Source organism: Pseudomonas salomonii, assembly GCF_900107155.1.
Taxonomy (GTDB): Bacteria; Pseudomonadota; Gammaproteobacteria; order Pseudomonadales; family Pseudomonadaceae; genus Aquipseudomonas; species Aquipseudomonas salomonii.
The window spans coordinates 196,094-217,679 of the sequence record NZ_FNOX01000004.1; the positions used below are offsets into that span (position 1 = coordinate 196,094).

Annotated in this window: 23 protein-coding genes; 4 read left to right on the top strand and 19 right to left on the bottom strand. The window is 61.0% G+C overall.

Going from position 1 to position 21,586, the window contains the following annotated elements:
* Positions 1–180: 180 nt before the first annotated feature.
* The 9 genes from BLV67_RS10950 to ubiE are packed head-to-tail and all read right to left on the bottom strand — an operon-like array spanning position 181 to position 6,152.
* On the bottom strand, positions 181–888 hold the full coding sequence (locus tag BLV67_RS10950) for a 16S rRNA (uracil(1498)-N(3))-methyltransferase (protein ID WP_069786783.1): 708 nt from the start codon (positions 886–888) through the stop codon (positions 181–183).
* Positions 885–1,676, bottom strand: coding sequence for a twin-arginine translocase subunit TatC (tatC, locus tag BLV67_RS10955; RefSeq protein ID WP_056860635.1), 792 nt, complete (start codon positions 1,674–1,676; stop codon positions 885–887). The genes BLV67_RS10950 and tatC overlap by 4 nt, the downstream gene beginning before the upstream one ends.
* The gene (gene tatB, locus BLV67_RS10960; RefSeq protein ID WP_069786784.1) at positions 1,673–2,074 is read right to left on the bottom strand and encodes a Sec-independent protein translocase protein TatB; all 402 of its coding nucleotides are present in this window, start codon (positions 2,072–2,074) and stop codon (positions 1,673–1,675) included. Before tatB ends, tatC begins: the two co-directional genes overlap by 4 nt.
* 10 nt (positions 2,075–2,084) lie before the next feature.
* The gene (locus BLV67_RS10965) at positions 2,085–2,363 is read right to left on the bottom strand and encodes a twin-arginine translocase TatA/TatE family subunit (protein ID WP_056860633.1); all 279 of its coding nucleotides are present in this window, start codon (positions 2,361–2,363) and stop codon (positions 2,085–2,087) included.
* Between the two features lie 25 nt (positions 2,364–2,388).
* Positions 2,389–2,721, bottom strand: a complete 333-nt coding sequence (locus tag BLV67_RS10970; RefSeq protein WP_017138590.1) for a phosphoribosyl-ATP diphosphatase — start codon at positions 2,719–2,721, stop codon at positions 2,389–2,391.
* A gap of 2 nt (positions 2,722–2,723) precedes the next feature.
* Positions 2,724–3,116 carry a phosphoribosyl-AMP cyclohydrolase gene (hisI, locus tag BLV67_RS10975; protein ID WP_065930771.1) on the bottom strand — a complete coding sequence of 131 codons (393 nt, stop codon included), beginning with the start codon at positions 3,114–3,116 and terminating at the stop codon, positions 2,724–2,726.
* A gap of 41 nt (positions 3,117–3,157) precedes the next feature.
* A complete protein-coding gene (ubiB, locus tag BLV67_RS10980; protein ID WP_065930770.1) occupies positions 3,158–4,762 on the bottom strand; it encodes a ubiquinone biosynthesis regulatory protein kinase UbiB in 1,605 nt (534 codons plus the stop codon).
* Positions 4,759–5,382 (bottom strand): ubiquinone biosynthesis accessory factor UbiJ, encoded by a 624-nt coding sequence (locus BLV67_RS10985; RefSeq protein WP_069786785.1) that lies wholly within the window; start codon positions 5,380–5,382, stop codon positions 4,759–4,761. Before BLV67_RS10985 ends, ubiB begins: the two co-directional genes overlap by 4 nt.
* A complete protein-coding gene (gene ubiE / locus BLV67_RS10990; RefSeq protein WP_003171186.1) occupies positions 5,382–6,152 on the bottom strand; it encodes a bifunctional demethylmenaquinone methyltransferase/2-methoxy-6-polyprenyl-1,4-benzoquinol methylase UbiE in 771 nt (256 codons plus the stop codon). The genes BLV67_RS10985 and ubiE overlap by 1 nt, the downstream gene beginning before the upstream one ends.
* A 145-nt stretch (positions 6,153–6,297) precedes the next feature.
* On the opposite strand from ubiE, the gene BLV67_RS10995 reads away from it, so the two are divergent.
* The 3 genes from BLV67_RS10995 (at position 6,298) to BLV67_RS11005 (ending at position 8,085) form a co-directional block, all read left to right on the top strand.
* Complete coding sequence (locus BLV67_RS10995) at positions 6,298–6,573, top strand: polyhydroxyalkanoic acid system family protein (RefSeq protein ID WP_017138585.1); 276 nt, start codon at positions 6,298–6,300, stop codon at positions 6,571–6,573.
* A gap of 105 nt (positions 6,574–6,678) precedes the next feature.
* Positions 6,679–7,101, top strand: coding sequence for a phasin family protein (locus tag BLV67_RS11000; protein WP_065930768.1), 423 nt, complete (start codon positions 6,679–6,681; stop codon positions 7,099–7,101).
* Between the two features lie 12 nt (positions 7,102–7,113).
* A complete protein-coding gene (locus tag BLV67_RS11005) occupies positions 7,114–8,085 on the top strand; it encodes a phasin family protein (RefSeq protein WP_069786786.1) in 972 nt (323 codons plus the stop codon).
* A gap of 109 nt (positions 8,086–8,194) precedes the next feature.
* Here BLV67_RS11005 and BLV67_RS11010 read toward each other — a convergent pair whose 3' ends face one another.
* From BLV67_RS11010 to BLV67_RS11055, 10 genes are all read right to left on the bottom strand, one after another.
* On the bottom strand, positions 8,195–8,815 hold the full coding sequence (locus BLV67_RS11010; RefSeq protein ID WP_056860627.1) for a TetR/AcrR family transcriptional regulator: 621 nt from the start codon (positions 8,813–8,815) through the stop codon (positions 8,195–8,197).
* A 27-nt stretch (positions 8,816–8,842) separates the two neighbouring features.
* On the bottom strand, positions 8,843–10,525 hold the full coding sequence (phaC, locus tag BLV67_RS11015) for a class II poly(R)-hydroxyalkanoic acid synthase (RefSeq protein WP_069786787.1): 1,683 nt from the start codon (positions 10,523–10,525) through the stop codon (positions 8,843–8,845).
* An 88-nt stretch (positions 10,526–10,613) separates the two neighbouring features.
* On the bottom strand, positions 10,614–11,459 hold the full coding sequence (gene phaZ, locus BLV67_RS11020) for a poly(3-hydroxyalkanoate) depolymerase (RefSeq protein ID WP_017138580.1): 846 nt from the start codon (positions 11,457–11,459) through the stop codon (positions 10,614–10,616).
* A gap of 175 nt (positions 11,460–11,634) precedes the next feature.
* The gene (gene phaC, locus BLV67_RS11025) at positions 11,635–13,314 is read right to left on the bottom strand and encodes a class II poly(R)-hydroxyalkanoic acid synthase (RefSeq protein WP_069786788.1); all 1,680 of its coding nucleotides are present in this window, start codon (positions 13,312–13,314) and stop codon (positions 11,635–11,637) included.
* Positions 13,315–13,563: 249 nt separating this feature from the next.
* Positions 13,564–13,941 carry a gamma-butyrobetaine hydroxylase family protein gene (locus BLV67_RS11030; RefSeq protein ID WP_065930764.1) on the bottom strand — a complete coding sequence of 126 codons (378 nt, stop codon included), beginning with the start codon at positions 13,939–13,941 and terminating at the stop codon, positions 13,564–13,566.
* A 148-nt stretch (positions 13,942–14,089) separates the two neighbouring features.
* The gene (hslU, locus tag BLV67_RS11035) at positions 14,090–15,427 is read right to left on the bottom strand and encodes an ATP-dependent protease ATPase subunit HslU (protein ID WP_069786789.1); all 1,338 of its coding nucleotides are present in this window, start codon (positions 15,425–15,427) and stop codon (positions 14,090–14,092) included.
* 36 nt (positions 15,428–15,463) lie between these two features.
* Positions 15,464–15,994 (bottom strand): ATP-dependent protease subunit HslV, encoded by a 531-nt coding sequence (gene hslV / locus BLV67_RS11040; RefSeq protein WP_010563201.1) that lies wholly within the window; start codon positions 15,992–15,994, stop codon positions 15,464–15,466.
* Positions 15,995–16,227: 233 nt separating this feature from the next.
* Positions 16,228–16,929 carry an SPOR domain-containing protein gene (locus tag BLV67_RS11045; RefSeq protein ID WP_056860622.1) on the bottom strand — a complete coding sequence of 234 codons (702 nt, stop codon included), beginning with the start codon at positions 16,927–16,929 and terminating at the stop codon, positions 16,228–16,230.
* Position 16,930: 1 nt separating this feature from the next.
* Positions 16,931–18,667, bottom strand: a complete 1,737-nt coding sequence (gene argS, locus BLV67_RS11050; RefSeq protein ID WP_069786790.1) for an arginine--tRNA ligase — start codon at positions 18,665–18,667, stop codon at positions 16,931–16,933.
* Positions 18,668–18,871: 204 nt separating this feature from the next.
* Entirely contained in the window at positions 18,872–21,091 is a 2,220-nt protein-coding gene (locus BLV67_RS11055; protein ID WP_065930762.1) for a primosomal protein N', read from the bottom strand.
* 228 nt (positions 21,092–21,319) lie between these two features.
* Here BLV67_RS11055 and rpmE point away from each other — a divergent pair, with 228 nt between their 5' ends.
* Positions 21,320–21,547 (top strand): 50S ribosomal protein L31, encoded by a 228-nt coding sequence (rpmE, locus tag BLV67_RS11060; protein ID WP_017138574.1) that lies wholly within the window; start codon positions 21,320–21,322, stop codon positions 21,545–21,547.
* Positions 21,548–21,586: the final 39 nt, after the last annotated feature.

Consider the following 21,586-nt stretch of genomic DNA (forward strand, 5'->3'; position numbering starts at 1 on the left):
CAAGGCTTGGACTTATTCAGAGGCTATCGGCAGCGCAGGAAAATTCTGTAGGTGTTGATCGTTCCCACGCTCTGCGTGGGAATGCATCCCGGGACGCTCCGCGTCCCAAGAGCGGACGCAGAGCGTCCCTGGCGGCATTCCCACGCGGAGCATGGGAATGATCGGGGGCTGTAGGTCGTGTCAGAACAACCGAGCGAGCAGGGCGGTCACGGCGGTTTCTACGCGCAGGATGCGTGTACCCAGTTGCACCGGTTGCAAGCCGGCCTTGGCCAACAGCTCCACTTCATAGGGAATCCAGCCGCCTTCGGGGCCAATGGCCAGGGTCACCGGCTCATCCAGCCCGCGTGGGCACGCCGGGTAATCGCCGGGATGGCCGATCAGGCCCAGAGTCCCAGCGGTCATGGCCGGCAGGCGGTCTTCGACGAACGGCTTGAAGCGTTTTTCGATAATGATCTCGGGCAGCACCGTGTCCCGCGCCTGCTCCAGGCCGAGGATCAATTGTTCGCGCACCGCCTCAGGCTCCAGAAACGGGGTTTGCCAAAAGCTCTTTTCCACTCGGTAACTGTTGACCAGCACCACCTTCGGCACGCCCATCGCCGCCACGGTTTGCAGCACCCGGCGCAGCATCTTCGGACGCGGCAGGGCCAGCAGCAGGGTCAGCGGCAGTTTGGTCGGTGGTGGCTGGTCGAAGCTCACTTGCAGCTCGGCTTCACCGGTTTGCAGGCGCAGCAGTTGCGCATTGCCCATCAGCCCGCCAATACGGCCGACCCGCAGGTTGTCGCCCACCACTGCGCGGTGGACTTCCTGCATATGCACCAGGCGCCGATCACGCAGGATCACCCGATCGGCCGCGATAAAGTCGGCCTCCTCAAGCAACAGCAGGTTCACGGTTGCGTCGCTGGCGGCTGGTCGTCGTCGGCGGGTTGGTCATCCGGGTGATCGCCACGCTTGCTGATCAGGCTGCCGAACAGGATGCCGATCTCGAACAGCATCCACATCGGCACGGCCAGCAAGGTCTGCGAGAAAATGTCCGGCGGCGTAAGGATCATGCCCACCACGAAGCAGCCGATGATCACGTACGGGCGTACTTTTTTCAGGTATTTGACGTCGACCACGCCGATCCACACCAGCAACACCACGGCCACCGGAATTTCGAAGGCCACGCCAAAGGCGAAGAACAGCGTCATCACGAAGTCGAGGTAGCTGGTGATGTCGGTCATCATTTCCACGCCGGCCGGGGTGGCGGCGGCGAAGAACTTGAAGATCAGCGGGAACACCAGGAAATACGCGAAGGCCATGCCGGTGTAGAACAGCAGGATGCTCGACACCAGCAACGGTACCGCAATGCGCTTCTCATGCTTGTACAGGCCCGGCGCGATAAAGCCCCAGATCTGGTGCAGGATCACCGGGATCGCCAGGAACAGCGAAACCATCATGGTCAGCTTCAACGGCGTCAAAAACGGCGACGACACGTCGGTGGCGATCATTGTCGCGCCGGCCGGCAGGTACTGGCGCAAGGGCGTGGAGACGAAGGTGTAGATCTGCTGGGTAAAGGCGAACAGCCCGGCAAAGATGATGAAGATGGCCGCTACGCAACGCAGCAGGCGGGTCCGCAGCTCGGTGAGGTGCGAGACCAGCGGCATATGCTGGTCGTTTTCCGGTTTATCAGCGCTCATGGGGCTCGCGGCGGCAATGTAGGGTCATGGGGAGCGGGCGACGCAAGGGGCGTCGGCGCTGGCTCAGTCGGGGCGGGCGCGGTTTGCGGTACTGCGGCGACCGGAGCAATGCTGTTTTCGGGCACAGGTTCGGCCGGTTTGGCGGGCTCCTGAACAGGCGACAGAATCTTGCGCGCCTCTTGCTCCAACGACAGGATATGTTCGTTGTGCAGCTGGCGGCGGATCTCGTCGGCGCCGATTTCCCGTTCAACTTCCTGTTTGATGGCGTTGAAACTGCGTTTCAGGCGCCCGATCCACAGGCCGGCCGTGCGTGCGGCACCGGGCAGGCGTTCCGGCCCCAGTACCAGCAAGGCCACGAGGCCGACGAGCAGCAGTTCAGAGAAGCTGATACCAAACATTAGTCAGTGCTCACGAGTCTTTGCGGGTCGGCTCTTGGACTTTCTCAGCCTGCACGTCGAAGGTACGACGCTCGGTGATCGGCTGGGTGGCCTGCGGGTGAACGGGCTGCGCCGGCGGCACTGGGTTGGCCATCGGGTCGGCCGGCTTTTCATCGTCGTTCATGGCTTTACGAAAGCCCTTGATCGACTCGCCCACGTCAGTGCCCAGGTTCTTGAGTTTCTTGGTGCCGAACACCAGTACCACGACCACCAGAATGACGATCCAGTGTTTCCAGTCAAAAATGCCCATGCTGCAATTCCTCTGTAAAAGTTATTCAGGCGGACGGGCGCGAGGCCTTTTCGGCGTGCCCGGACAGGCCGAAGCGACGGTCCAGTTCATCCAACACGGCCTGTGGGTGCTGCCCCAGTTGGGCGAGCATGACCAGGCTATGGAACCACAAGTCTGCGGTCTCGTAGATTACATCGCTGTAATCACCGCTGATTTGCGCATCTTTGGCGGCAATAATCGTCTCGATGGACTCTTCGCCAAGTTTTTCCAGAATCTTGTTCAAGCCCTTGTGGTACAGGCTGGCGACATAGGAGCTGTCGGCATCCGCGCCTTTGCGGTCTTCCAGCACCTGGGCCACACGGTTGAGGGTATCGCTCATGTTCAGTGTCCTGCGGAGTAAATGGCGTGCGGGTCTTTGAGCACCGGTTCCACAACCTTCCACTCGCCGTTCTCGAACACGCGATAGAAGCAGCTGTGACGGCCGGTATGGCAGGCGATATCACCGATCTGCTCGACCTTCAGGATCACCACGTCGGCGTCACAGTCGATGCGCATCTCGTGCAGGGCCTGCACGTGCCCGGACTCTTCGCCCTTGCGCCACAGTTTGCCACGCGAACGTGACCAGTAAATGGCGCGCTGCTCAGTGGCGGTGAGGCTCAAGGCCTCGCGGTTCATCCAGGCCATCATCAATACGCGCCCGGTCTTGTAGTCCTGGGCAATGGCCGGCACCAGGCCGTCATTGTCCCACTTGATCTCGTCCAGCCAGTCTTTCATGTTCGGCTCCGGCAATTTGCGACAGTGTATAACCGGATCGGCTATCGGCGCACGATCAGATAAACACCCACGGCGACCATGATGCCCGCCGGCCAATGGCCCAATTGGTTCAGCGGCCCGCCAATCGCCAGCATCACGCCGCCGACCAAGTGGGCGGCGCCCAGCAGGCGCAGGAACCAGTCGTCCTTGCGCCTGTGCCACGGCGGCGCAGGGTCCTTGGCGTGGGGCTGGGACATGCGCTCCAGCAGGTCGCGGGTCATGTTGGCCAGGTGCGGCAGTTGTTCCATCTGGCTGTGCAGGTTGCCCAACAGGGTTTTCGGGCTGACGCGCTCGCGCATCCAGCGTTCCAGAAAGGGTTGCGCGGTGTTCCACAGGTCCAGGTCCGGGTACAGCTGGCGGCCCAGACCTTCGATATTGAGCAAGGTTTTTTGCAGCAGCACCAGCTGTGGTTGCACTTCCATGTTGAAGCGCCGCGCGGTCTGGAACAGGCGCATCAGCACCTGGCCGAAGGAAATATCTTTTAACGGTTTTTCAAAGATCGGCTCGCACACGGTGCGGATCGCCGCTTCGAATTCGTTGAGCTTGGTTTCGGCCGGCACCCAACCCGAATCAATGTGCAATTGCGCCACGCGGCGGTAGTCACGTTTGAAGAAGGCGAACAGGTTACGCGCCAGGTAATCCTGGTCTTCCGGGGTCAGGCTGCCGACGATGCCGCAGTCGATCGCAATGTACTGCGGGCTCCACGGGTTGACGGTGCTGACGAAAATGTTGCCCGGGTGCATGTCGGCGTGGAAGAAACTGTCGCGGAACACCTGGGTGAAGAAGATCTCCACACCACGCTCGGCAAGCATCTTCATGTCGGTGCGCTGGTCGGCCAGGGTGGCGAGGTCGGTGACCTGCACGCCGTAGATGCGCTCCATCACCAGCACTTTGGGGCGGCACCAGTCCCAATACACTTGGGGCACATACAGCAGCGCTGAACCTTCGAAGTTGCGCTTGAGCTGGCTGGCGTTGGCCGCTTCACGCAGCAGGTCGAGTTCGTCGTAGATGGTTTTTTCGTAGTCGGCGACCACGTCCACCGGGTGCAGCAGGCGCGCATCGGCGGAGAAGCGTTCGGCGGCGCGGGCGAGGATAAACAGCCACGCCAGGTCCTGGCCGATGATCGGCTTGAGGCCGGGGCGAATCACCTTCACCACCACTTCTTCGCCGGTCTTCAATTGTGCGGCGTGCACTTGGGCGACCGAGGCCGAGGCCAGCGGCTCGACGTCGAAACGGCTGAACACCTCGCTGATCTTCTTGCCCAGCTGTTCTTCGATCAGCTTCATCGACTGTTGCGAGTCGAAGGGCGGCACGCGGTCCTGCAACAGCATCAGCTCGTCGGCAATGTCTTCGGGCAGCAGGTCGCGGCGCGTGGAGAGGATCTGCCCGAACTTGATAAAGATCGGCCCCAGGTCCTGCAACGCCAGGCGCAGGCGCGCGCCACGGCTCAACGCCAGCGGTTTGCGCGGGAACCAGCGCCACGGCAACACATAACGCACGGCCAGCAAAAACCACGGCAACGGCAAGGCGAACAGCAGGTCATCGAGGCGGTAGCGGATTACGACGCGCTGGATACGAAACAAACGGCGGACGGCGAGCAGCTTCATGCGTTATCGCTTGGATCAAGGGAACGGCTCAGGCGCTCGAAGCGTGCCTCAAGGCGTTCCAGGTCGATTTTGGCCTTGTCGAGTTCGCGAAAGCGCGCTTGCGCTTCCCGATCTCCGACCAGGGTGCGCGATTCTTCGCTCAGGTATTCGGCAAGGTTCTGGTTGAGGCTGGCGAACCCTTGCTGGTACCAGCGCGAGCGGCTGCGCAGGTGCCCGCTGATCAACTGGGTGGCCACCGGGCCGATCCAGCGTGACAGCTCGTATTCCCAATCCAGTTCCAGGTCTTGCAGCACGGCGGCCAGGTCCATCAGTACCGCGCTGTCGCCTTCCAGCTTCACGTCGGGGCTGTGCAGGATCGCGGTCTTGTTGCGGCTCAGCGCCAGGTGCAACAGGCTCGAGGCGGGTGCGCGCAGGGTGCAGTCGGCCTCGGCGGCCCAATCGCCGGCGAGCAGCAGGCCTTCATCGCTGGGCAGGATATACAGCTGCAGGGCGGGGCTGGTGCAATCGACGGCAATAACCTTGCCGTTCAGGTGCGCAAGCCGCGCCAGGGCGGTGCTGTCCAGGCGCAGAACACGGTTGATGCCATGTTCGACGCTGGCGAGGAGGCCTGCGAACAGCATCAGGGCTTGATGCCGCGGTGCAGGGCGACGATACCCGAGGTCATGTTGTGGTAGGTCACGCGGTCGAAACCGGCCTCCACCATCATCGACTTCAGGGTTTCCTGGTCGGGGTGCATGCGGATCGATTCGGCCAGGTAGCGATAGCTCTCGGCGTCATTGGTGATCAGCTTGCCCATCAACGGCATGAAGGCGAACGAGTAGGTGTCGTAGACCTTGGACATCAGCGCGTTGGTCGGCTTGGAGAACTCCAGCACCAACAGGCGGCCGCCCGGTTTGAGTACGCGCAGCATCGAGCGGATCGCGTCCTCTTTATGGGTCACGTTACGCAGGCCGAAGGCGATGGTCACGCAGTCGAAATGGTTGTCCGGGAACGGCAGCTTTTCAGCGTCGGCCTGCACGAACTCGATATTGCCGGCCACGCCTTTATCCAGCAGGCGATCACGGCCGACCTTGAGCATCGAACCGTTGATGTCTGCCAGCACGACCTGGCCGGTCGGGCCGACCAGCTTGGAGAACTTGGCCGCCAGATCGCCGGTGCCGCCGGCGATGTCGAGAACGCGGTTGCCGGTGCGTACACCCGACAACTCGATGGTGAAGCGCTTCCACAGGCGGTGCATGCCGCCCGAGAGCACGTCGTTCATCAGGTCGTACTTGGCCGCAACGGAGTGGAACACCTCAGCGACTTTTTCCGCTTTCTGGCTTTCCGGAACGTTCTTGAAGCCGAAGTGAGTGGTGGGTTCGGCATCGCTGCCTTTGCGCTGATCAGTCATATCGCTGTCACCAAAAGAGAATGCGGGACATGATAATCCCCACCGCCTGCTTTGTCTTGGCAAGGCTGAAGGTAAGATAGGTGTTCATCGAGACCTTTTGCCGCATGGCAGGTGTTCTGAGTCGATATAAAGAGGAGTCATTGCAATGGCCCGTATTACCGTTGAGCGTGCACATTCCCTGGGTAAAGAAGGCGCACGCGCGAAGGCCGAGAAGTTGGCGCACAAACTCAAGGAGCAATATGGCCTTGAGTCATCGTGGTCGGGCGATAGCCTGAACCTCAAGCGTTCCGGGGTTAAAGGCACGGTGTTAGTCGCCGATGAATCGCTGCGCATTGACGTTGAATTGGGCCTGTTGATGTCGGCCATGAGTGGCACCATCAAGTCTGAAATCGAGAAAGCCCTGGATAAGGCGCTGGCTTGATCGATGTGTTCTTAGGGTGCCGATTCTAATTTTCCAGCCTACTTTGTGCCCAAGCCCTCAACTCCTGCGGGCCGTTCCTCGACCCTGATCTGCGTGAGGTGCACCATGGCCAAAGTTATTTTGAAGAAAAAAATCGACCTTCAGTCCACTGCCCTGAGTGACGTTAAAAGCTACGCCCGCAAGATCTGGCTGGCAGGACTTGGCGCCTATGCCAAGGTCGGCAGCGAAGGCAGCGAGTACTTCAAAGAGCTGGTTAAGACCGGTCAACATGTTGAAAGTAAAGGCAAAAAAGTTGTGGTTGAACAACTTGATGCCGCCAACAGTCAGATTGACCAAGTAAAGAGTAATGTCTCCAGCGTCAGAGGTGTGGTTGAAGTTCAACTGGATAAAGTTGAAAAAGCTTTTGACACGCGTGTTGCAAGTGCCTTGAATCGAATCGGCATTGCGTCTAAACATGACGTGGAGACACTCTCTGCTAAGCTCGAAGAGCTGACGACATTGCTAGAACGTGTCGCGCGTAAACACTAAGGAGACATCGGGATGGCTGTTAAAAAGACTACTCAGAAAGAAGGCAGCTCGTGGATCGGGGAGGTTGAAAAATATTCCCGTAAGATCTGGCTTGCTGGTTTAGGCGTGTACTCGAAGGTTAGCAGTGACGGCGGCAAATACTTCGAGACATTGGTCAAGGACGGCGAAAAGGCCGAGAAGTTGACCAAGACCACGGTTGGTAAAAAAGTTGAAGCGGCCAAGGCTTCTGCCGGCTCCGCCAAGTCGAGCATTTCTGACACCTGGGGCAAGTTGGAAGAAACTTTCGACAAGCGTCTCAACAGTGCCATTTCGCGACTGGGCGTGCCCAGCAAAGCGGAACTGAAGACGCTGCACAGCAAGGTCGATACCCTCACCAGGCAAATCGAAAAACTCACCGGCGCTAAAGTGGCTCCAGCCAAAACCGCCGCCGCTAAACCGGCTGCCAAGCCTGCGGCTAAAACGGCGGCGGCTAAACCGGCTGCTAAAACCGCTGCCAAGCCTTTGGTAAAAGCGGCGGCCAAGCCCGCTGCGAAACCTGCGGCCAAGGCCCCGGCTAAAGCTGCGGCAAAACCGGCTGCAAAAACTGCGGCTGCCAAACCGGCCGCCAAGCCTGCAGCAAAACCCGTGGCCGCTAAAGCCGCTGCCAAGCCTGCGGCTAAGCCAGCGGCCAAAGCGGCAGCGAAACCAGCGGCCAAGCCTGCGGCTAAAACCGCTGCTGCGAAACCTGCTGCCAAGCCAGCCGCTAAAGCTGCTGCCAAGCCTGCTGCAGCAAAACCAGTGGCTGCCAAGCCTGCGGCAAAACCTGCCGCCGCGAAGAAGCCAGCAGCTGCCAAGAAGCCTGCAGCGTCCAAGCCTGCTGTTGCGGCCAAGCCTGCAACCCCAGCGCCAACCGCGTCGACAGCCAATTCGGTGTCCGCGCCGACCCATGCTGCTACCGCCCCGACTGCAACGCCGGTAACTCCGACGCCATCCAGTCAGTCCTGATTTCTTCAGGGCACAAAAAACGCCCGGCCTGTGAAGGTCGGGCGTTTTTTTTTGCACTCTCTCAAGAACACTTAAGGCCAAATGTGGGAGCGGGCTTGCTCCCACATTTTTAATCCGCGTCATCCAGGTATTTGAGCGCAAACCGCTCAGTCGCCTGCCGCGCCGGCAATAGCAGGTGCGGCGCCACCAGCATCATGACCTGGTACACCACCACCCGCACCTCGCCCTCACGGTCGAGAATCCGCTGGTAGTCCAGGGAAAACAGCAGGGTCATGGTGATCTGTTCCACCAATTGCCCCAATGCCTGGGTGTCACTGACCAACTGCCCCGCTGCCTTCAAGCGCGCAAGCAGTGAAGCCAGGGTGCGCTTGAGCGCCGTGAGCAAGTTGCGAATGCCCTTGGCCAGCTTGGGCAGGCGCCCGGCCAGGTTCGACAGGTCCTGGAACAGGAACCGGTAATGGGCCATGCGCTCGATGATCAGGTGCAGGAACAGCCAGTAATCTTCGGGTTTGAGTTGCGCATCCGCCGGCGGGTCGAGCAGGGGCGCCAGTTCATTCTGGAAACGCTCGAACAACCCGAGCACCAACGGCTCCTTTCCATGGAAGTGGTAGTAGAGGTTGCCGGGGCTGATCCCCATTTCATTCGCCACCTCCATGGTCGACACGTTCGGTTCGCCCTTGTGGTTGAACAACTGCAGGGCACATTCAAGGATACGGTCGCGGGTCTTCATCCAGTCTTCTTAATCTGATCGTTGAGCTCAGCGCACCCGCACGTACGTGCCTGGCGCCGCTTCCATCGGTGGGTAATTCTGGTTGCCCAGGGCGGTGAGGGTCTCGCGCTGCACGCCCGACCGTTGCTGGATCCACGCAAGCCACTGCGGCCACCAACTGCCTTCGACGTGACGGGCGTCGTAATACCAGGCGCGGGGGTCGCTGCTCAGCTTCGGGTTCTCGACGTAGTTGGCCTTGGGGTTGCCCGGCGGGTTGAGGATGCTCTGGATATGCCCGCTGTTGGACAGTACAAAGCGCCGCTCGCCGCCCAGCAGTTGGGTGGAGCGATACACCGCGTCCCACGGCGTGATGTGGTCGTTGATGCCGGCCACGCTGAAACTGTCCACGGTGACCTTCTGCAAGTCGATGGGCGTGCCGCACACTTCCAGGCCGCCAGGGTGGCTGAGCGGGTTGTGCTTGAAGAAGTCCAGCAGGTCGCCATGCAACGCGGCGGGCAGGCGCGTGTTGTCGTTGTTCCAGTAGAGAATGTCGAACGCCGGCGGCTCTTTGCCCAGCAGGTAATTATTGATCCAGTAGTTCCAGATCAGGTCGTTGGGGCGCATCCAGGCGAAGACTTTGGCCATGTCGCGGCCGTCGAGCACGCCTTGCTGGTAGGAGCGGCGCTTGGCGGCTTCCAGGGTCTGTTCGTCAGCGAACAAGGTGGCGGGGCTGTCGATCTGGCTGTCCAGCAGGCTCACCAGGTAGCTGGCGCTGGAGATGCGCCGCAGCTGGCGCTTGGCTTGCAGGTGGCCTTGCAGCGCAGCGATGGTCAGGCCACCGGCGCAGGCGCCCATCAGGTTGACCTCACGGGCACCGGTGATTGCCCGGCACACATTCAGCGCTTCCTCCAGCGCCGCCACATAGGTGGACAGGCCCCACTCGCGGTGACGCACATCCGGGTTACGCCAGCTGACCATAAACGTCTGCAGGCCGTTTTTCAGGGCGTACTGCACAAAGCTGTTGGCCGGGCTGAGGTCGAAGATGTAGTACTTGTTGATTTGCGGCGGCACGATCAGCAACGGCTTGGCGTACTGCTTTTCGCTCATGGGCTTGTACTGGATCAGTTCCAGCAGCTCGTTGCGAAACACCACGGAGCCCGCGGTCGTTGCCACCGTTTTGCCCACTTCAAAAGCGTGTTTGCTGACCTGGCTGGGCAGGCCGTTGTTGTGCAACAAATCGCTAAACAAATTACTCACGCCGCGCACCACGCTGTTGCCGCCGGAGTTAAGCAGCTCCTTGATGGCCAGCGGGTTGAGCAAGGTGTTGGAGGGCGAGACCGCATCGTTGATCAGTGAGAAGGCAAAGTGCGCGCGGGCGCGGTCATCGGCGCTCATCGAGCTGTCGTCGATCCAGTCGCGCGTTTGTTTCTGCCAGCTCAGATAGGCTTGCAGGCTGCGCCGGTACAGCGGGTTAAGCGCCCAGGTCGGGTCGGCGAAGCGGCTGTCAGCGGGGTTGGGGGCATGCACGGTTTCACCCAGCAGCACGCGACCGAGTTGGCCGCCCAGGGCCAGGGCGTGCCGAGCGGTGTACAGCGGGTTGCGCCAGCCATGGTTGGCGACACTGCGCAGGGTCGCCAGCAAATCCCGGCCCCGTAGGCCACTGATCGCATTTTGCGCGTTGATGAACGCGGCAGGGGTGGGCGCCGGGTTCGTCACGGGTCTTTCTCGCATGAGCCAACACTCCTTCGTCAAGCCATCAACAGGCACGCCAATTCAGAACCATAGTCGGTTCCTGGCAAGTTGCGCGGCGGCGTAGTCCTTACACCGCCGGTCGTGGGTGAATCACCGCGCGCAGGCGCTCCTCTTCAAGAAACTTCATGATGATCGGCGCCACGGCTTCGGCGCGGGTAATCAGGAACAAGTGGCCATCATCGATGATGTGCAACTGTGCGTTGGGAATGCGCCAGGCGAGCATGCGCATATTGATCAGCGGAATCAGCGGGTCGTCGTCTCCGGCCAGCACCAGGGTCGGTTGGCGGATCTTGTGCAGCCAGTGAATGCTGGTCCAGCCAAGGCCTGCAAACAGCTGCCAGTAGTAACCGAGCTTGCCCGCCGAGCGCACTTTGCTCGCATGTTCGGCGGCCAGTTTGGAATCGCGGCGGAACGAGCCGCCATAAATCATCGGTGCGATGCGCACCACGTGGGACGGTTGGATATAGCGCCTGGGGCTTGCCATCAGCCACAGCACCTTGGGTTTGCCCGGCACCATAAAGGCCCCGGCTGCCGTGGCCGCGAGGATCAGTTTTTTGCAGCGCTCAGGGTAGTCATAGGCAAACTGCTGCGCCAACGCGCCGCCCCAGGACACACCCACCGCATTCACCTGGCCATAGTCCAGGTAATCGAGCATGCGTGCAGTGAGCTTGGCCAAACCGGGAAAGCGATAGGGCACGCTGGGTGTTGAGGAACCCCCCACACCCGGCACATCGAAGGCGATCACTTCCAGGTCCGGGTCCAGCGCCTGGACGAACGGAAACACCAGCTCCAGGTTGGCGCCGATGCCGTTGAAGATCAGCAGCGGCGTCAAGTGAGGCTTGCCCGGGCGTACCGCCGTACGGATGGTCTGGCCATCCAGGTCGATGGTACGGAAGATGAACGGTTGCGGCATGGGCTTACCCTGCGAAATGGCGCGATATTTCCCTGTCGGAACTCGGTCAATGTGGGAGCGGGCTTGCTCGCGAAAGCAGTGTGTCAGTTGATGCATTCGGTGGCTGACACACCGCCTTCGCGAGCAAGCCCGCTCCCACAGTTGACCGCATTCCAGCTACAAAACAGTGTTTCGTTTATCGTTCGTGCACATAAGTACCCGGCGCCGCCTCAGCTGCTGCATAGGCTTTATTACCCAGGCTTGTAGGTGCTTTCTTCAATTTGCCCGACCGCTCGGCCTGCCACACCTGCCAATGCAGCCACCACGAGTCAGTGTGCTTGGTGGCATTCTCCTGCCACTCCAGCGGCTTGCCGGCCAAACCGTCACTGGTCTGGTAACGCGCCTTGGGGTTGCCTGGCGGGTTGAGAATGCTCTGGATATGCCCACTGCTGGACAACACAAACTCCACTTTGCCACCAAACAGTTGCGCCGACTTGTAGCACGACTGCCACGGCGTGATGTGGTCGTTGGTGCCGGCCAGTGAGTAGATATCGGCGGTCACCTGCTTGAGGTCAATCGGCGTGCCGCACACTTCCAGGGCATTGGCGCGCACCAGCGGGTTGTTCTTGAACAGCTCAATCAAATCGCCATGGAAGGCGGCCGGCAGGCGCGTGGTGTCATTGTTCCAGAACAGAATGTCGAACACCGGCGGCTCGTTGCCGAGCAAGTAGTTATTGACCCAGTAGTTCCAGATCAGATCATTGGGGCGCATCCAGGCAAACACCTTGGCCATGTCACGGCCTTCCAGCACGCCGGCCTGGTAGGAGTGGCGCTTGGCCGCCTCCAGGGTCTGTTCGTCGACGAACAGCGCCACCTGGGTGTCCAGCGTGGTGTCCAGCACACTCACCAGCAGGGTCAGGGCGTTGACCTTCTTCTCCCCCAGCGCCGCGTAGTGGCCCAGCAGGGCGGTGCAGGTGATGCCGCCGGAGCAGGCGCCGAGCATGTTCACGTCTTTGCTGCCGGTAATGGCCGTGACCACATCGACCGCTTCCTTGAGCGCTTCGATATAGGTCGACAGGCCCCACTCGCGTTGCGCCTTGGTCGGGTTGCGCCAGCTGACGATAAACGTCTGCTGGCCATTGCGCAGGCAGAACCGCGCCAGGCTCTTTTCCGGGCTCAGGTCGAATACATAGAATTTGTTGATCTGCGGCGGCACCACCAGCAGTGGGCGCTCGTGCACCTGCTCGGTGATGGGCTTGTACTGGATCAGTTCCAGCACGTCATTGCGAAACACCACAGCGCCTTCGGTGGTGCCCAGGGTCTTGCCGACTTCAAAGGCGCCCATGTTGACCTGGCTCGGCATACCGCCGTTGTGCACCATGTCTTTGGCCAAGTGGGACAGGCCATCAAGCAGGCTTTTACCGCCGGTTTCAAAGAAGCGTTTGACTGCCGCCGGGTTGGCCGCGCTGTTGGTGGGGGCCATGGCTTCGGTCATCAGGTTGATCACGAAGTGGCCGCGGCTGATGTCCTGTTCCGACAGGTTGCTGTCGCCGATCCAGTCGTGCAGTTCCTTGCGCCACGCCAGGTAGGTTTGCAGGTAGCGCTTGTAGAGCGGGTTCTGGCTCCACGCCGGGTCGTTGAAGCGACGGTCATCGCCTTCGGGGGTCAGTGCGGACTTGCCGAACATCACGTTCTTCAATTCCACGCCAAAATGCGCGACGTGTTTGACGCTGTGCAACGGTTGCTTGATGGCTTGGGTCAGCACCATCTTCGCTGAGGCCAATAAATCCTTTTTGCGTAACGCGATGATCGGGTTCAGCCCCAGGGTGTTTTCCGAGGCCTGGCGTTTCAAGTCATCGTTATTCTTGTTACTCATCTACGACGCTCCATTGTCCGAAAGACGAGTACCGGCGATTGCTGCGCACCCAATTTCGATACACGACACCAGCCTGGTACTGCGACTCGGGTGACCGTTGATACCGCATCGTCAAATGCAGGGAACTTGCCAGTTCCATTGGTTACCCGAGTTTAATTTTTTTCGCAAGCGGGCCAATCGTTGACCACGCGACAGGGCATTCAAGCAGATGAAATTAGAAAATGCCCTCTAAAGCGCAAGACGCCTGAGTTAGAGCATCAGCCGCACGACCGACTCACTCGGGTCGCGGGTTTTGCCGGCGGCTTTGAGTTCGGCGAGGTAGTCGGCCCACAGGTCTTCCTGGCGCACGGCCAATTGGTAGAGGTAGTCCCAGGTGAACAGTCCGCTGTCATGGCCGTCATCGAAGGTCAATTTCAGTGCGTACTGGCCGGCGGGTTCTATCTTGGTGAGCCGCACGTTGAGCTTGCCGAATTGCAGGATGGGTTTGCCGTGGCCCTGGACCTCGGCGGACGGCGAGTGGGTGCGTAGCAGTTCGGCGCTAAGTTGGTACACCTCGTCCGGCCCGTAGGTGAGGCCGAGGGTGTTGGAGGTTTTGTGCAAATTTACAGCAGTAGGGAATTTCGACATTGGCGATGATCCTGAAGGAACCGGCTTCAAAATGTGGGAGCGGGCTTGCTCGCGAATGCGGTGTGTCAGTCAGCACATCTGATACTGATACACCGCATTCGCGAGCAAGCCCGCTCCCACAGTAAAGCAAAGCGGTCCTGAGTGAGGCTTACAGGATATAACGAGACAGGTCTTCGTTCTGCGCCAATTCGCCCAGGTGGCTATTCACGTACTCAGCATCAATCTTGATCGCTTCGCCATTCTGCGAGCCGGCCATGTCGCCGGCACTGAAGGACACTTCCTCCAGCAGACGCTCAAGCAGCGTATGCAGGCGACGGGCGCCGATGTTTTCAGTCTTCTCGTTGACCTGCCAGGCAATCTCCGCCAGGCGCTTGATGCCGTCCGGCTGGAATTCGATGCCCAACCCTTCGGTTTTCAGCAGTTCGCGGTATTGCTCGGTGAGCGAAGCATGCGGCTCGCTGAGGATGCGTTCGAAGTCGCCCGGGGTCAGCGCCTTGAGTTCCACGCGAATCGGCAGACGGCCTTGCAGCTCCGGCACCAGGTCGCTGGGCTTGCTCAGGTGGAACGCGCCGGAGGCGATAAACAGGATATGGTCGGTCTTGACCATGCCCAGCTTGGTGTTCACCGTGCAGCCTTCGATCAGCGGCAGCAGGTCGCGCTGTACGCCTTCGCGGGACACATCGACGCCGCCGGAGTTGCCGCGCTTGGCCACCTTGTCGATCTCGTCGATAAACACGATACCGTGCTGCTCCACCGCTTCCAGGGCTTTGGCCTTGAGCTCTTCCTCATTCACCAGGCGCCCGGCTTCTTCGTCGCGCACCAGCTTCAGCGCGTCCTTCACCTTGAGCTTGCGGCTTTTCTTCTTGCCCTTGCCCATGTTGGCGAACAGGTTCTGCAACTGGCTGGTCATTTCTTCCATGCCAGGCGGTGCGGAGATGTCGACGCCGGACACTTCGGCCACTTCGATCTCGATTTCCTTGTCGTCCAGCTGGCCTTCACGCAGGCGCTTGCGGAACAGCTGGCGGGTGTTGGAATCCGAGCTTGGCGCGGCGTCTTCGTTAAAGCCCATGCGTGCCGGTGGCAGCAGGGCATCGAGAATGCGTTCTTCGGCGGCGTCTTCGGCGCGGTGGCTGACCTTGGTGACTTCCTGTTCGCGGAACATTTTCAGGGCGGCGTCGGCCAGGTCACGAATGATCGACTCGACGTCACGGCCTACATAGCCCACTTCGGTGAACTTGGTGGCCTCGACCTTGATGAACGGAGCATTGGCCAGTTTGGCCAGGCGTCGGGCGATTTCGGTTTTACCCACGCCTGTCGGCCCGATCATCAGGATGTTCTTGGGCGTTACTTCAACGCGCAGTTCTTCGGGCAGTTGCATCCGGCGCCAGCGGTTACGCAGCGCAATGGCAACGGCGCGCTTGGCATCGTCCTGGCCGATGATATGGCGATTAAGTTCATGGACGATTTCGCGGGGAGTCATGGACATAGTGTTTGGCGGCCTCAAGCGGAATAAGCCTACGGCTTACTCGGCGAGGTCCTGCTCCTCAATGGTGAAGTTGTGGTTGGTGAACACGCAGATATCGCCGGCGATACCCAGGGCGGTCTCGACGATTTCGCGGGCCGACAGGTCGGTTTTCTTCAACAGGGCGCTGGCTGCCGCCTGGGCGTAGCCGCCGCCGGAACCCATGGCGATCAGGCCGTGCTCGGGTTCAACCACATCGCCGTTACCGGTGATGATCAGGGACGCGTCTTTGTTGGCGACCGCCAACATGGCTTCCAGGCGGCTGAGAGAGCGGTCGGTGCGCCATTCTTTGGCGAGTTCGACAGCGGCGCGAACGAGGTGGCCCTGGTGTTTTTCCAGCTGGCCTTCGAAGCGTTCGAAGAGGGTGAAGGCGTCGGCAGTGGCGCCGGCGAAACCGGCGAGCACCTGGCCGTGGTACAAGCGACGCACTTTCTTGGCGTTGCCTTTCATCACGGTGTTGCCCAGGGAAACCTGGCCGTCGCCGCCCATGACGACTTTGCCGTGGCGACGTACTGAAACGATGGTGGTCAAGGGGAGAGTCTCCACGCAGCGGGGCGAAAATGCCCTGATGGAATCTCATATGGGGGTGGCGGGGGGGATTTCAACCGTAGGACGTGTGTGCGGACGAGTGGTGTTTATGCGAAATGATCGTCCCCACGCTCTGCGTGGGAACGCATCCTGTGACGCTCCGCGTCACAAAGCGGACGCAGAGCGTCCGTGGCGGCCTTCCCACGCGGAGCGTGGGAACGATCATGCTCAGAGACTCAACGGCTCTGGCGTTGTTGTAACAACAGATTGCTAAAGCCTGCACCCGCCAGCTGCTTCTGCGCCACGGTCAGCTGTTCACGGTTACTGAACGGCCCCACCAACACGCGATACCAGGTCGCATCCTTCACCGTGCCGGACTCTACCGTCACCGACTGGCCCAACAGAATGATCTGCGCACGCACACGATCCGCATCCGCCTGTTTCGGGAACGAGCCCGCTTGCAGGAAGAACTTGGTTACCGGCGCCGCCTTGGTGGTCGCCACCGGTGGCGGTGGCGGCGGAGTGATACCGGCCAACGCGGCTTGAGCGCGTGCGGTGTCGATTTTCGCCGCTTCCGCTGGTGTCACCGGTGTGGTCGGCACTTGCGGCGTCGGCAGGGTTTTCTCCGGCACGGCGTCCGGAGGCACGATCACTTCCGATTCCGGCAACAGCGTGTAGAAGTCGTATTTCGGCTTCACGGGTGCGGTCGGGCTTGGCGCTGTTTTATTGGCTTCGGCCATTTTCGTGGCTTTCTGCTGTTCTTGCTTGACCCGTTTGACGTCATCGCCCTTACCGGGCTCCAGTTTCATCAGGATCACCACAAACGCGCCGACCGCCAGGCCGATAGCCATCCACAGCCAGCCCGGAATTGGCTTCTTCGCCGGTGCCTGATAGCGGCTGGCGCCGCGCTTGGGTGCAGGTTTTTTCTTGGCAGCCAACTTACATACGCTCCAGGGTTTCCAGGCCTAACAGTTCCAGGCCTTGCTTGAGGGTCCGTCCAGCCAGTGCGGCGAGGCGCAGGCGACTTTGCTTTTGGGCGTCGTCGTCGGCCGTAAGGATCGGGCAGTTCTCGTAGAAGCTGGAGAACAGGCCGGCAACTTCGTACAAATACGTGCAGAGGATATGCGGCGTGCCTTTTTCACCGACGCTGTTGAGCACTTCGCCGAACTGCGCCAGCTTGGCCGCCAGGTCCTGTTCATGCGGGGCATCCAGCACGATCCGTCCTTCAACCTCGCTGAAATCCTTGCCCAGCTTGCGGAACACACCGGCCACACGGGTGTAGGCGTACAGCAGGTACGGCGCGGTGTTGCCTTCGAAGTTGAGCATCAGTTCGAAGTTGAAGCTGTAGTCGCTGGTGCGGTGTTTGGACAGGTCGGCGTACTTCACTGCGCCAATGCCCACTACGCGGGCGATGTTGCGCAGGTCGGCCTCGGCCAACTCCGGGTTCTTTTCCTTCACCAGGTTGTAGGCACGCTCCTGGGCTTCGTTGAGCAGGTCGATCAGCTTCACGGTGCCGCCGTCGCGGGTCTTGAACGGGCGGCCATCGGCGCCGTTCATGGTGCCAAAACCCATGTGTTCCATGTGCATCGGGTGGGTGACGAAGCCTGCGCGGCGCGCCACTTCGAACACCTGCTGGAAGTGCAGGGCCTGGCGTTGGTCGACAAAGTACAGCGCGCGGTCGGCCATGAGCACGCCGCTGCGGTAGCGCACGGCTGCCAGGTCAGTGGTGGCGTACAGGTAGCCGCCGTCGGCCTTGACGATGATCACCGGCAGCGGCTCGCCATCGGCGGTCTTGAATTCTTCGAGGAACACGCACTGCGCGCCGTTGCTCTCAACCAACAGGCCGGCAGCCTTGAGGTCGTTGACCACGTTGATCAGGTCGTCGTTGTAGGCGCTTTCGCCCATCACGTCGGCCATGGTCAGCTTCACGTTGAGCAGCTTGTAGATTTCCTGGCAGTGCGACAGCGAAATCTCACGGAAACGGCCCCACAGCGCCAGGCAATCTTCATCGCCGGCTTGCAGCTTGACCACCAGGCCACGGGCGCGGTCGGCGAACTCTTCGGATTCGTCGAAGCGCTTTTTGGCGGCGCGGTAGAAGTTTTCCAGGTCGGCCAGTTCGTTGCTGGTGATCGGGTTTTCCTGCAGGTAGGCCATCAGCATGCCGAACTGGGTGCCCCAGTCGCCCACGTGGTTCTGCCGGATCACGTCGTCACCCAGAAACTCCAGCACCCGCGCCACGCCGTCGCCGATGATGGTGGAGCGCAGGTGGCCGACGTGCATCTCTTTGGCCAGGTTCGGCGCCGACAGGTCGATGACCACGCGCTGGGCTTCGCCGGCCTTGCGCACGCCAATGTTGGCGTCGGCCAGGGCCGCGTCCAGGCGCGAAGCCAGGGCCTGGGTGTTCTGGAAGAAGTTGATAAAGCCCGGGCCGGCGATTTCGGCCTTGGTCACACTCTCGTCGGTCGGCAGCGCGGCGATGATTTTCTCCGCCAGGTCGCGCGGTTTCATGCCGGCGGGCTTGGACAGCATCATCGCAATGTTGCTGGCAAAATCGCCATGGGTCTTGTCGCGAGTGTTTTCCACCTGGATCGCCGGCGACAGGCCTTCAGGCAACACACCTTCGTTGACGAGTTGGGTGAGGGCTTGTTGGATCAGCTGGCGAATGGTGTCTTTCATGGTGTTCTCTTTCGACCGCAAGCGGCGGCGCGCGATGCGCAGGTGGAAAAACTGGGCATTATCCGTGGCGAGGGCGGGCTTGCCAACCGTTCAGACAGGTTGGTAGACCTGCGGGCCTCATCGCGGGCAAGCCCGCTCCCATATTTAAAGGTGTTCACATTTCAAAATGTGGGAGCTGGCTTGCCTGCGATTGTGATTTTGCAGTCAATACAGGTCTACCGGGTCCACATCCAACGACCATCGCACTTGGCGGCCGCTGGGCATTTGCTCCAGGGCAAGCATCCAGCTACTTAGTAGCCGATGCAGCGGTGCGCGGGAGGTTGCCTGCAAGAGTAGCTGAGCGCGATACCGCCCGGCGCGGCGCTCCATCGGTGCGGGCACCGGGCCGAGCAATTCGATGCCGGTCAGACCCAATTCGCCGAGCAAACGTTCGGCGGCGCTGCAGGCCTCGTCGAGAAAACTTTCGGCCTGCCCTGGCTTGTGCGCTTCAGCGCGCAACAGTGCCAAATGTGCGAACGGCGGCAGGCCGGCGGAGCGGCGTTCGCTCAGGGCCTGTTCGGCGAAAGCGAAGTAGCCCTGTTCTGTCAGCTGAATCAGCAAAGGATGGTCGGCCAGGTGCGTCTGGATAATCACCTTGCCCGGCTCTTCGGCGCGCCCGGCACGGCCTGCCACCTGCACGATCAACTGCGCCATGCGTTCGCTGGCGCGGAAGTCGCCGGAGAACAAACCCCCGTCGGCGTCCAGGATCGACACCAGCGTGACCCGTGGGAAGTGGTGCCCTTTGGCGAGCATCTGCGTGCCGATCAGGATGCACGGCTGGCCTTTCTGGATGGTCGCAAACAGCTGGTTCATCGCGTCTTTGCGCGAAGTGCTGTCGCGGTCGACGCGCAGCACCGGGTAATCCGGAAACAGAATGCCCAGGCGTTCCTCGGCGCGTTCGGTGCCCGCACCCACAGGGCGCAAATCCACTTTGCCGCATTGTGGGCAATGGCGCGGCACGCGCTCCACATGGCCGCAGTGGTGGCAGCGCAGTTCGCCGTGGCGCTGGTGTACGGTCATGCGTGCATCGCAGCGTTCGCACTCGGACATCCAGCCGCAGTCATGGCACAGCAGTGTCGGCGCAAAGCCCCTACGGTTGAGAAATACCAGAACTTGCTGGCCGGCGGCGAGGGTTTGGCCGATGGCTTGCTGCATCGGCCCGGAAATGCCGCTGTCCAGCGGGCGACTTTTTACATCCAGGCGCAGGAAGCGTGGTTGCTTGGCGCCGCCTGCGCGCTCATTGAGGCGCAGCAGGCCATAACGGCCGGTGTAGGCATTGTGCAGGCTTTCCAGGGACGGTGTGGCCGAGCCGAGCACAATCGGGATGTCTTCCTGGCGCGCGCGTACCAGCGCCAGGTCGCGGGCGTGGTAACGCAGGCCTTCCTGCTGTTTATAGGAGCCGTCGTGCTCCTCGTCGATGATGATCAGCCCAGGGTTCTTCATCGGCGTGAACAGTGCCGAGCGGGTGCCGATAATAATGTCGGCCTCGCCGTCCCGCGCCGCCAGCCAGGCTTCCAGGCGCTCACGGTCGTTGACCGCCGAATGCACCAGCGCGATGCGGGCGTTGAAGCGCTGTTCGAAGCGCGCCAGGGTTTGCGGGCCCAGGTTGATCTCCGGGATCAACACCAGTGCCTGCTTGCCGGCTTGCAGGGTTTCGCGGATCAGCTGCAAATACACTTCGGTCTTGCCGCTGCCGGTGACACCGGCCAACAGGAAGGCGTGGAAACTGTCGAAACCTGCGCGAATGGCTTCATAGGCGGCGCGTTGCTCGGGGTTCAGCGGTAATTCCGGCTGGGCCAGCCAATGGTCGTGGCGCGGGTCCGGCGCGTGCTTGCGGATTTCCACCTGCACCAAGCCCTTGGCCAGCAGCAGGTCGAGGCTGTCTTTGCTGAGCATCAGCTTGCTTAACAGTTGGTGGGCCACGCCGTGGGGGTGCTGGGCCAGGGTCGCGAGGGCTTCACGCTGGCGCGGGGCGCGGGCGATGCGCGGGTCATCGAGGCGCGCGCCGGGCACCATCGACCAGAAACGCTCCTGGCGTGCTTCAGCCGGCTCGCCCTGGCGCAGCAGCACCGGCAGCGCCCAGCTCAGGGTATCGCCGAGGCTGTGCTGGTAATACTGGGCGGTCCACAGGCATAGCTTGAACAGCGCGGGCGGCAGCGGTGGCGTGGCATCGAGGATGGCCAGGGCCGGCTTGAGCTTTTCGGCAGGGACTTCGCTGTGATCGGCCACTTCGATCAGAATGCCGATCATCTCGCGACGGCCAAACGGCACGCGCACGCGCATGCCTGGCTGCAACTGCGCCCGCAACACGCCGGCCGGGGCCCGGTAGTCGAACAGGCGGCGCAGGGGCGAGGGCAGGGCTAGGCGCAAAATGGCGTCGGGCACGCGGGGAGTCTCATATAAAGGCAGGCGGTGGCGCAGGGGCGGGAGCCTAGCAGACAGGGGCAGCCTTGGGTATGCCGAGGTTTTTCTGATGAAAGGGGCTTTTATGTGGGTAAACCACGGGAGGCGCCGCTTGCGCGTTTAAAAAGGTCTGGTAGAATCCGCGGCCTAATTACGTGCGGTATTCGACAATAGTGTCGAGTGGCGGCACGCTAGCCCGAGGAAGTCACCATGAAAGCCGATATCCATCCAGCGTACGAAACTATCGAAGTAACCTGCAGCTGCGGCAACAAGTTCGAAACACGTTCGAACCTGTGCAAGCCACTGGGTACTGACGTATGCAACGAGTGCCACCCGTTCTACACCGGTAAGCAGAAAACTCTGGACACCGGCGGCCGTGTACAGCGCTTCGCAGATCGCTTTGGTGCTTTCGGCAAGAAGCCTGCTGCTGCAGAGTAAGGCTCAAAAGCCCTCAGGGTTTTTGCAAGCTGTTAAAAA

What these genes read in the sequence shown, in the direction of transcription:
- tatB (WP_069786784.1), bottom strand. Translation starts at nt 2,074, where the DNA reads ATGTTTGGTATCAGCTTCTCTGAACTGCTGCTCGTCGGCCTCGTGGCC.
- phaC (WP_069786787.1), bottom strand. Translation starts at nt 10,525, where the DNA reads ATGCGAGAAAGACCCGTGACGAACCCGGCGCCCACCCCTGCCGCGTTC.
- BLV67_RS10970 (WP_017138590.1), bottom strand. Translation starts at nt 2,721, where the DNA reads ATGAGCGATACCCTCAACCGTGTGGCCCAGGTGCTGGAAGACCGCAAA.
- hslU (WP_069786789.1), bottom strand. Translation starts at nt 15,427, where the DNA reads ATGTCCATGACTCCCCGCGAAATCGTCCATGAACTTAATCGCCATATC.
- argS (WP_069786790.1), bottom strand. Translation starts at nt 18,667, where the DNA reads ATGAAAGACACCATTCGCCAGCTGATCCAACAAGCCCTCACCCAACTC.
- hisI (WP_065930771.1), bottom strand. Translation starts at nt 3,116, where the DNA reads ATGAAAGACTGGCTGGACGAGATCAAGTGGGACAATGACGGCCTGGTG.
- phaC (WP_069786788.1), bottom strand. Translation starts at nt 13,314, where the DNA reads ATGAGTAACAAGAATAACGATGACTTGAAACGCCAGGCCTCGGAAAAC.
- phaZ (WP_017138580.1), bottom strand. Translation starts at nt 11,459, where the DNA reads ATGCCGCAACCGTTCATCTTCCGTACCATCGACCTGGATGGCCAGACC.
- BLV67_RS11000 (WP_065930768.1), top strand. Translation starts at nt 6,679, where the DNA reads ATGGCCAAAGTTATTTTGAAGAAAAAAATCGACCTTCAGTCCACTGCC.
- BLV67_RS11010 (WP_056860627.1), bottom strand. Translation starts at nt 8,815, where the DNA reads ATGAAGACCCGCGACCGTATCCTTGAATGTGCCCTGCAGTTGTTCAAC.
- BLV67_RS10985 (WP_069786785.1), bottom strand. Translation starts at nt 5,382, where the DNA reads ATGCTGTTCGCAGGCCTCCTCGCCAGCGTCGAACATGGCATCAACCGT.
- ubiE (WP_003171186.1), bottom strand. Translation starts at nt 6,152, where the DNA reads ATGACTGATCAGCGCAAAGGCAGCGATGCCGAACCCACCACTCACTTC.
- rpmE (WP_017138574.1), top strand. Translation starts at nt 21,320, where the DNA reads ATGAAAGCCGATATCCATCCAGCGTACGAAACTATCGAAGTAACCTGC.
- BLV67_RS10965 (WP_056860633.1), bottom strand. Translation starts at nt 2,363, where the DNA reads ATGGGCATTTTTGACTGGAAACACTGGATCGTCATTCTGGTGGTCGTG.
- BLV67_RS10995 (WP_017138585.1), top strand. Translation starts at nt 6,298, where the DNA reads ATGGCCCGTATTACCGTTGAGCGTGCACATTCCCTGGGTAAAGAAGGC.
- tatC (WP_056860635.1), bottom strand. Translation starts at nt 1,676, where the DNA reads ATGAGCGCTGATAAACCGGAAAACGACCAGCATATGCCGCTGGTCTCG.
- ubiB (WP_065930770.1), bottom strand. Translation starts at nt 4,762, where the DNA reads ATGAAGCTGCTCGCCGTCCGCCGTTTGTTTCGTATCCAGCGCGTCGTA.
- BLV67_RS11030 (WP_065930764.1), bottom strand. Translation starts at nt 13,941, where the DNA reads ATGTCGAAATTCCCTACTGCTGTAAATTTGCACAAAACCTCCAACACC.
- BLV67_RS11005 (WP_069786786.1), top strand. Translation starts at nt 7,114, where the DNA reads ATGGCTGTTAAAAAGACTACTCAGAAAGAAGGCAGCTCGTGGATCGGG.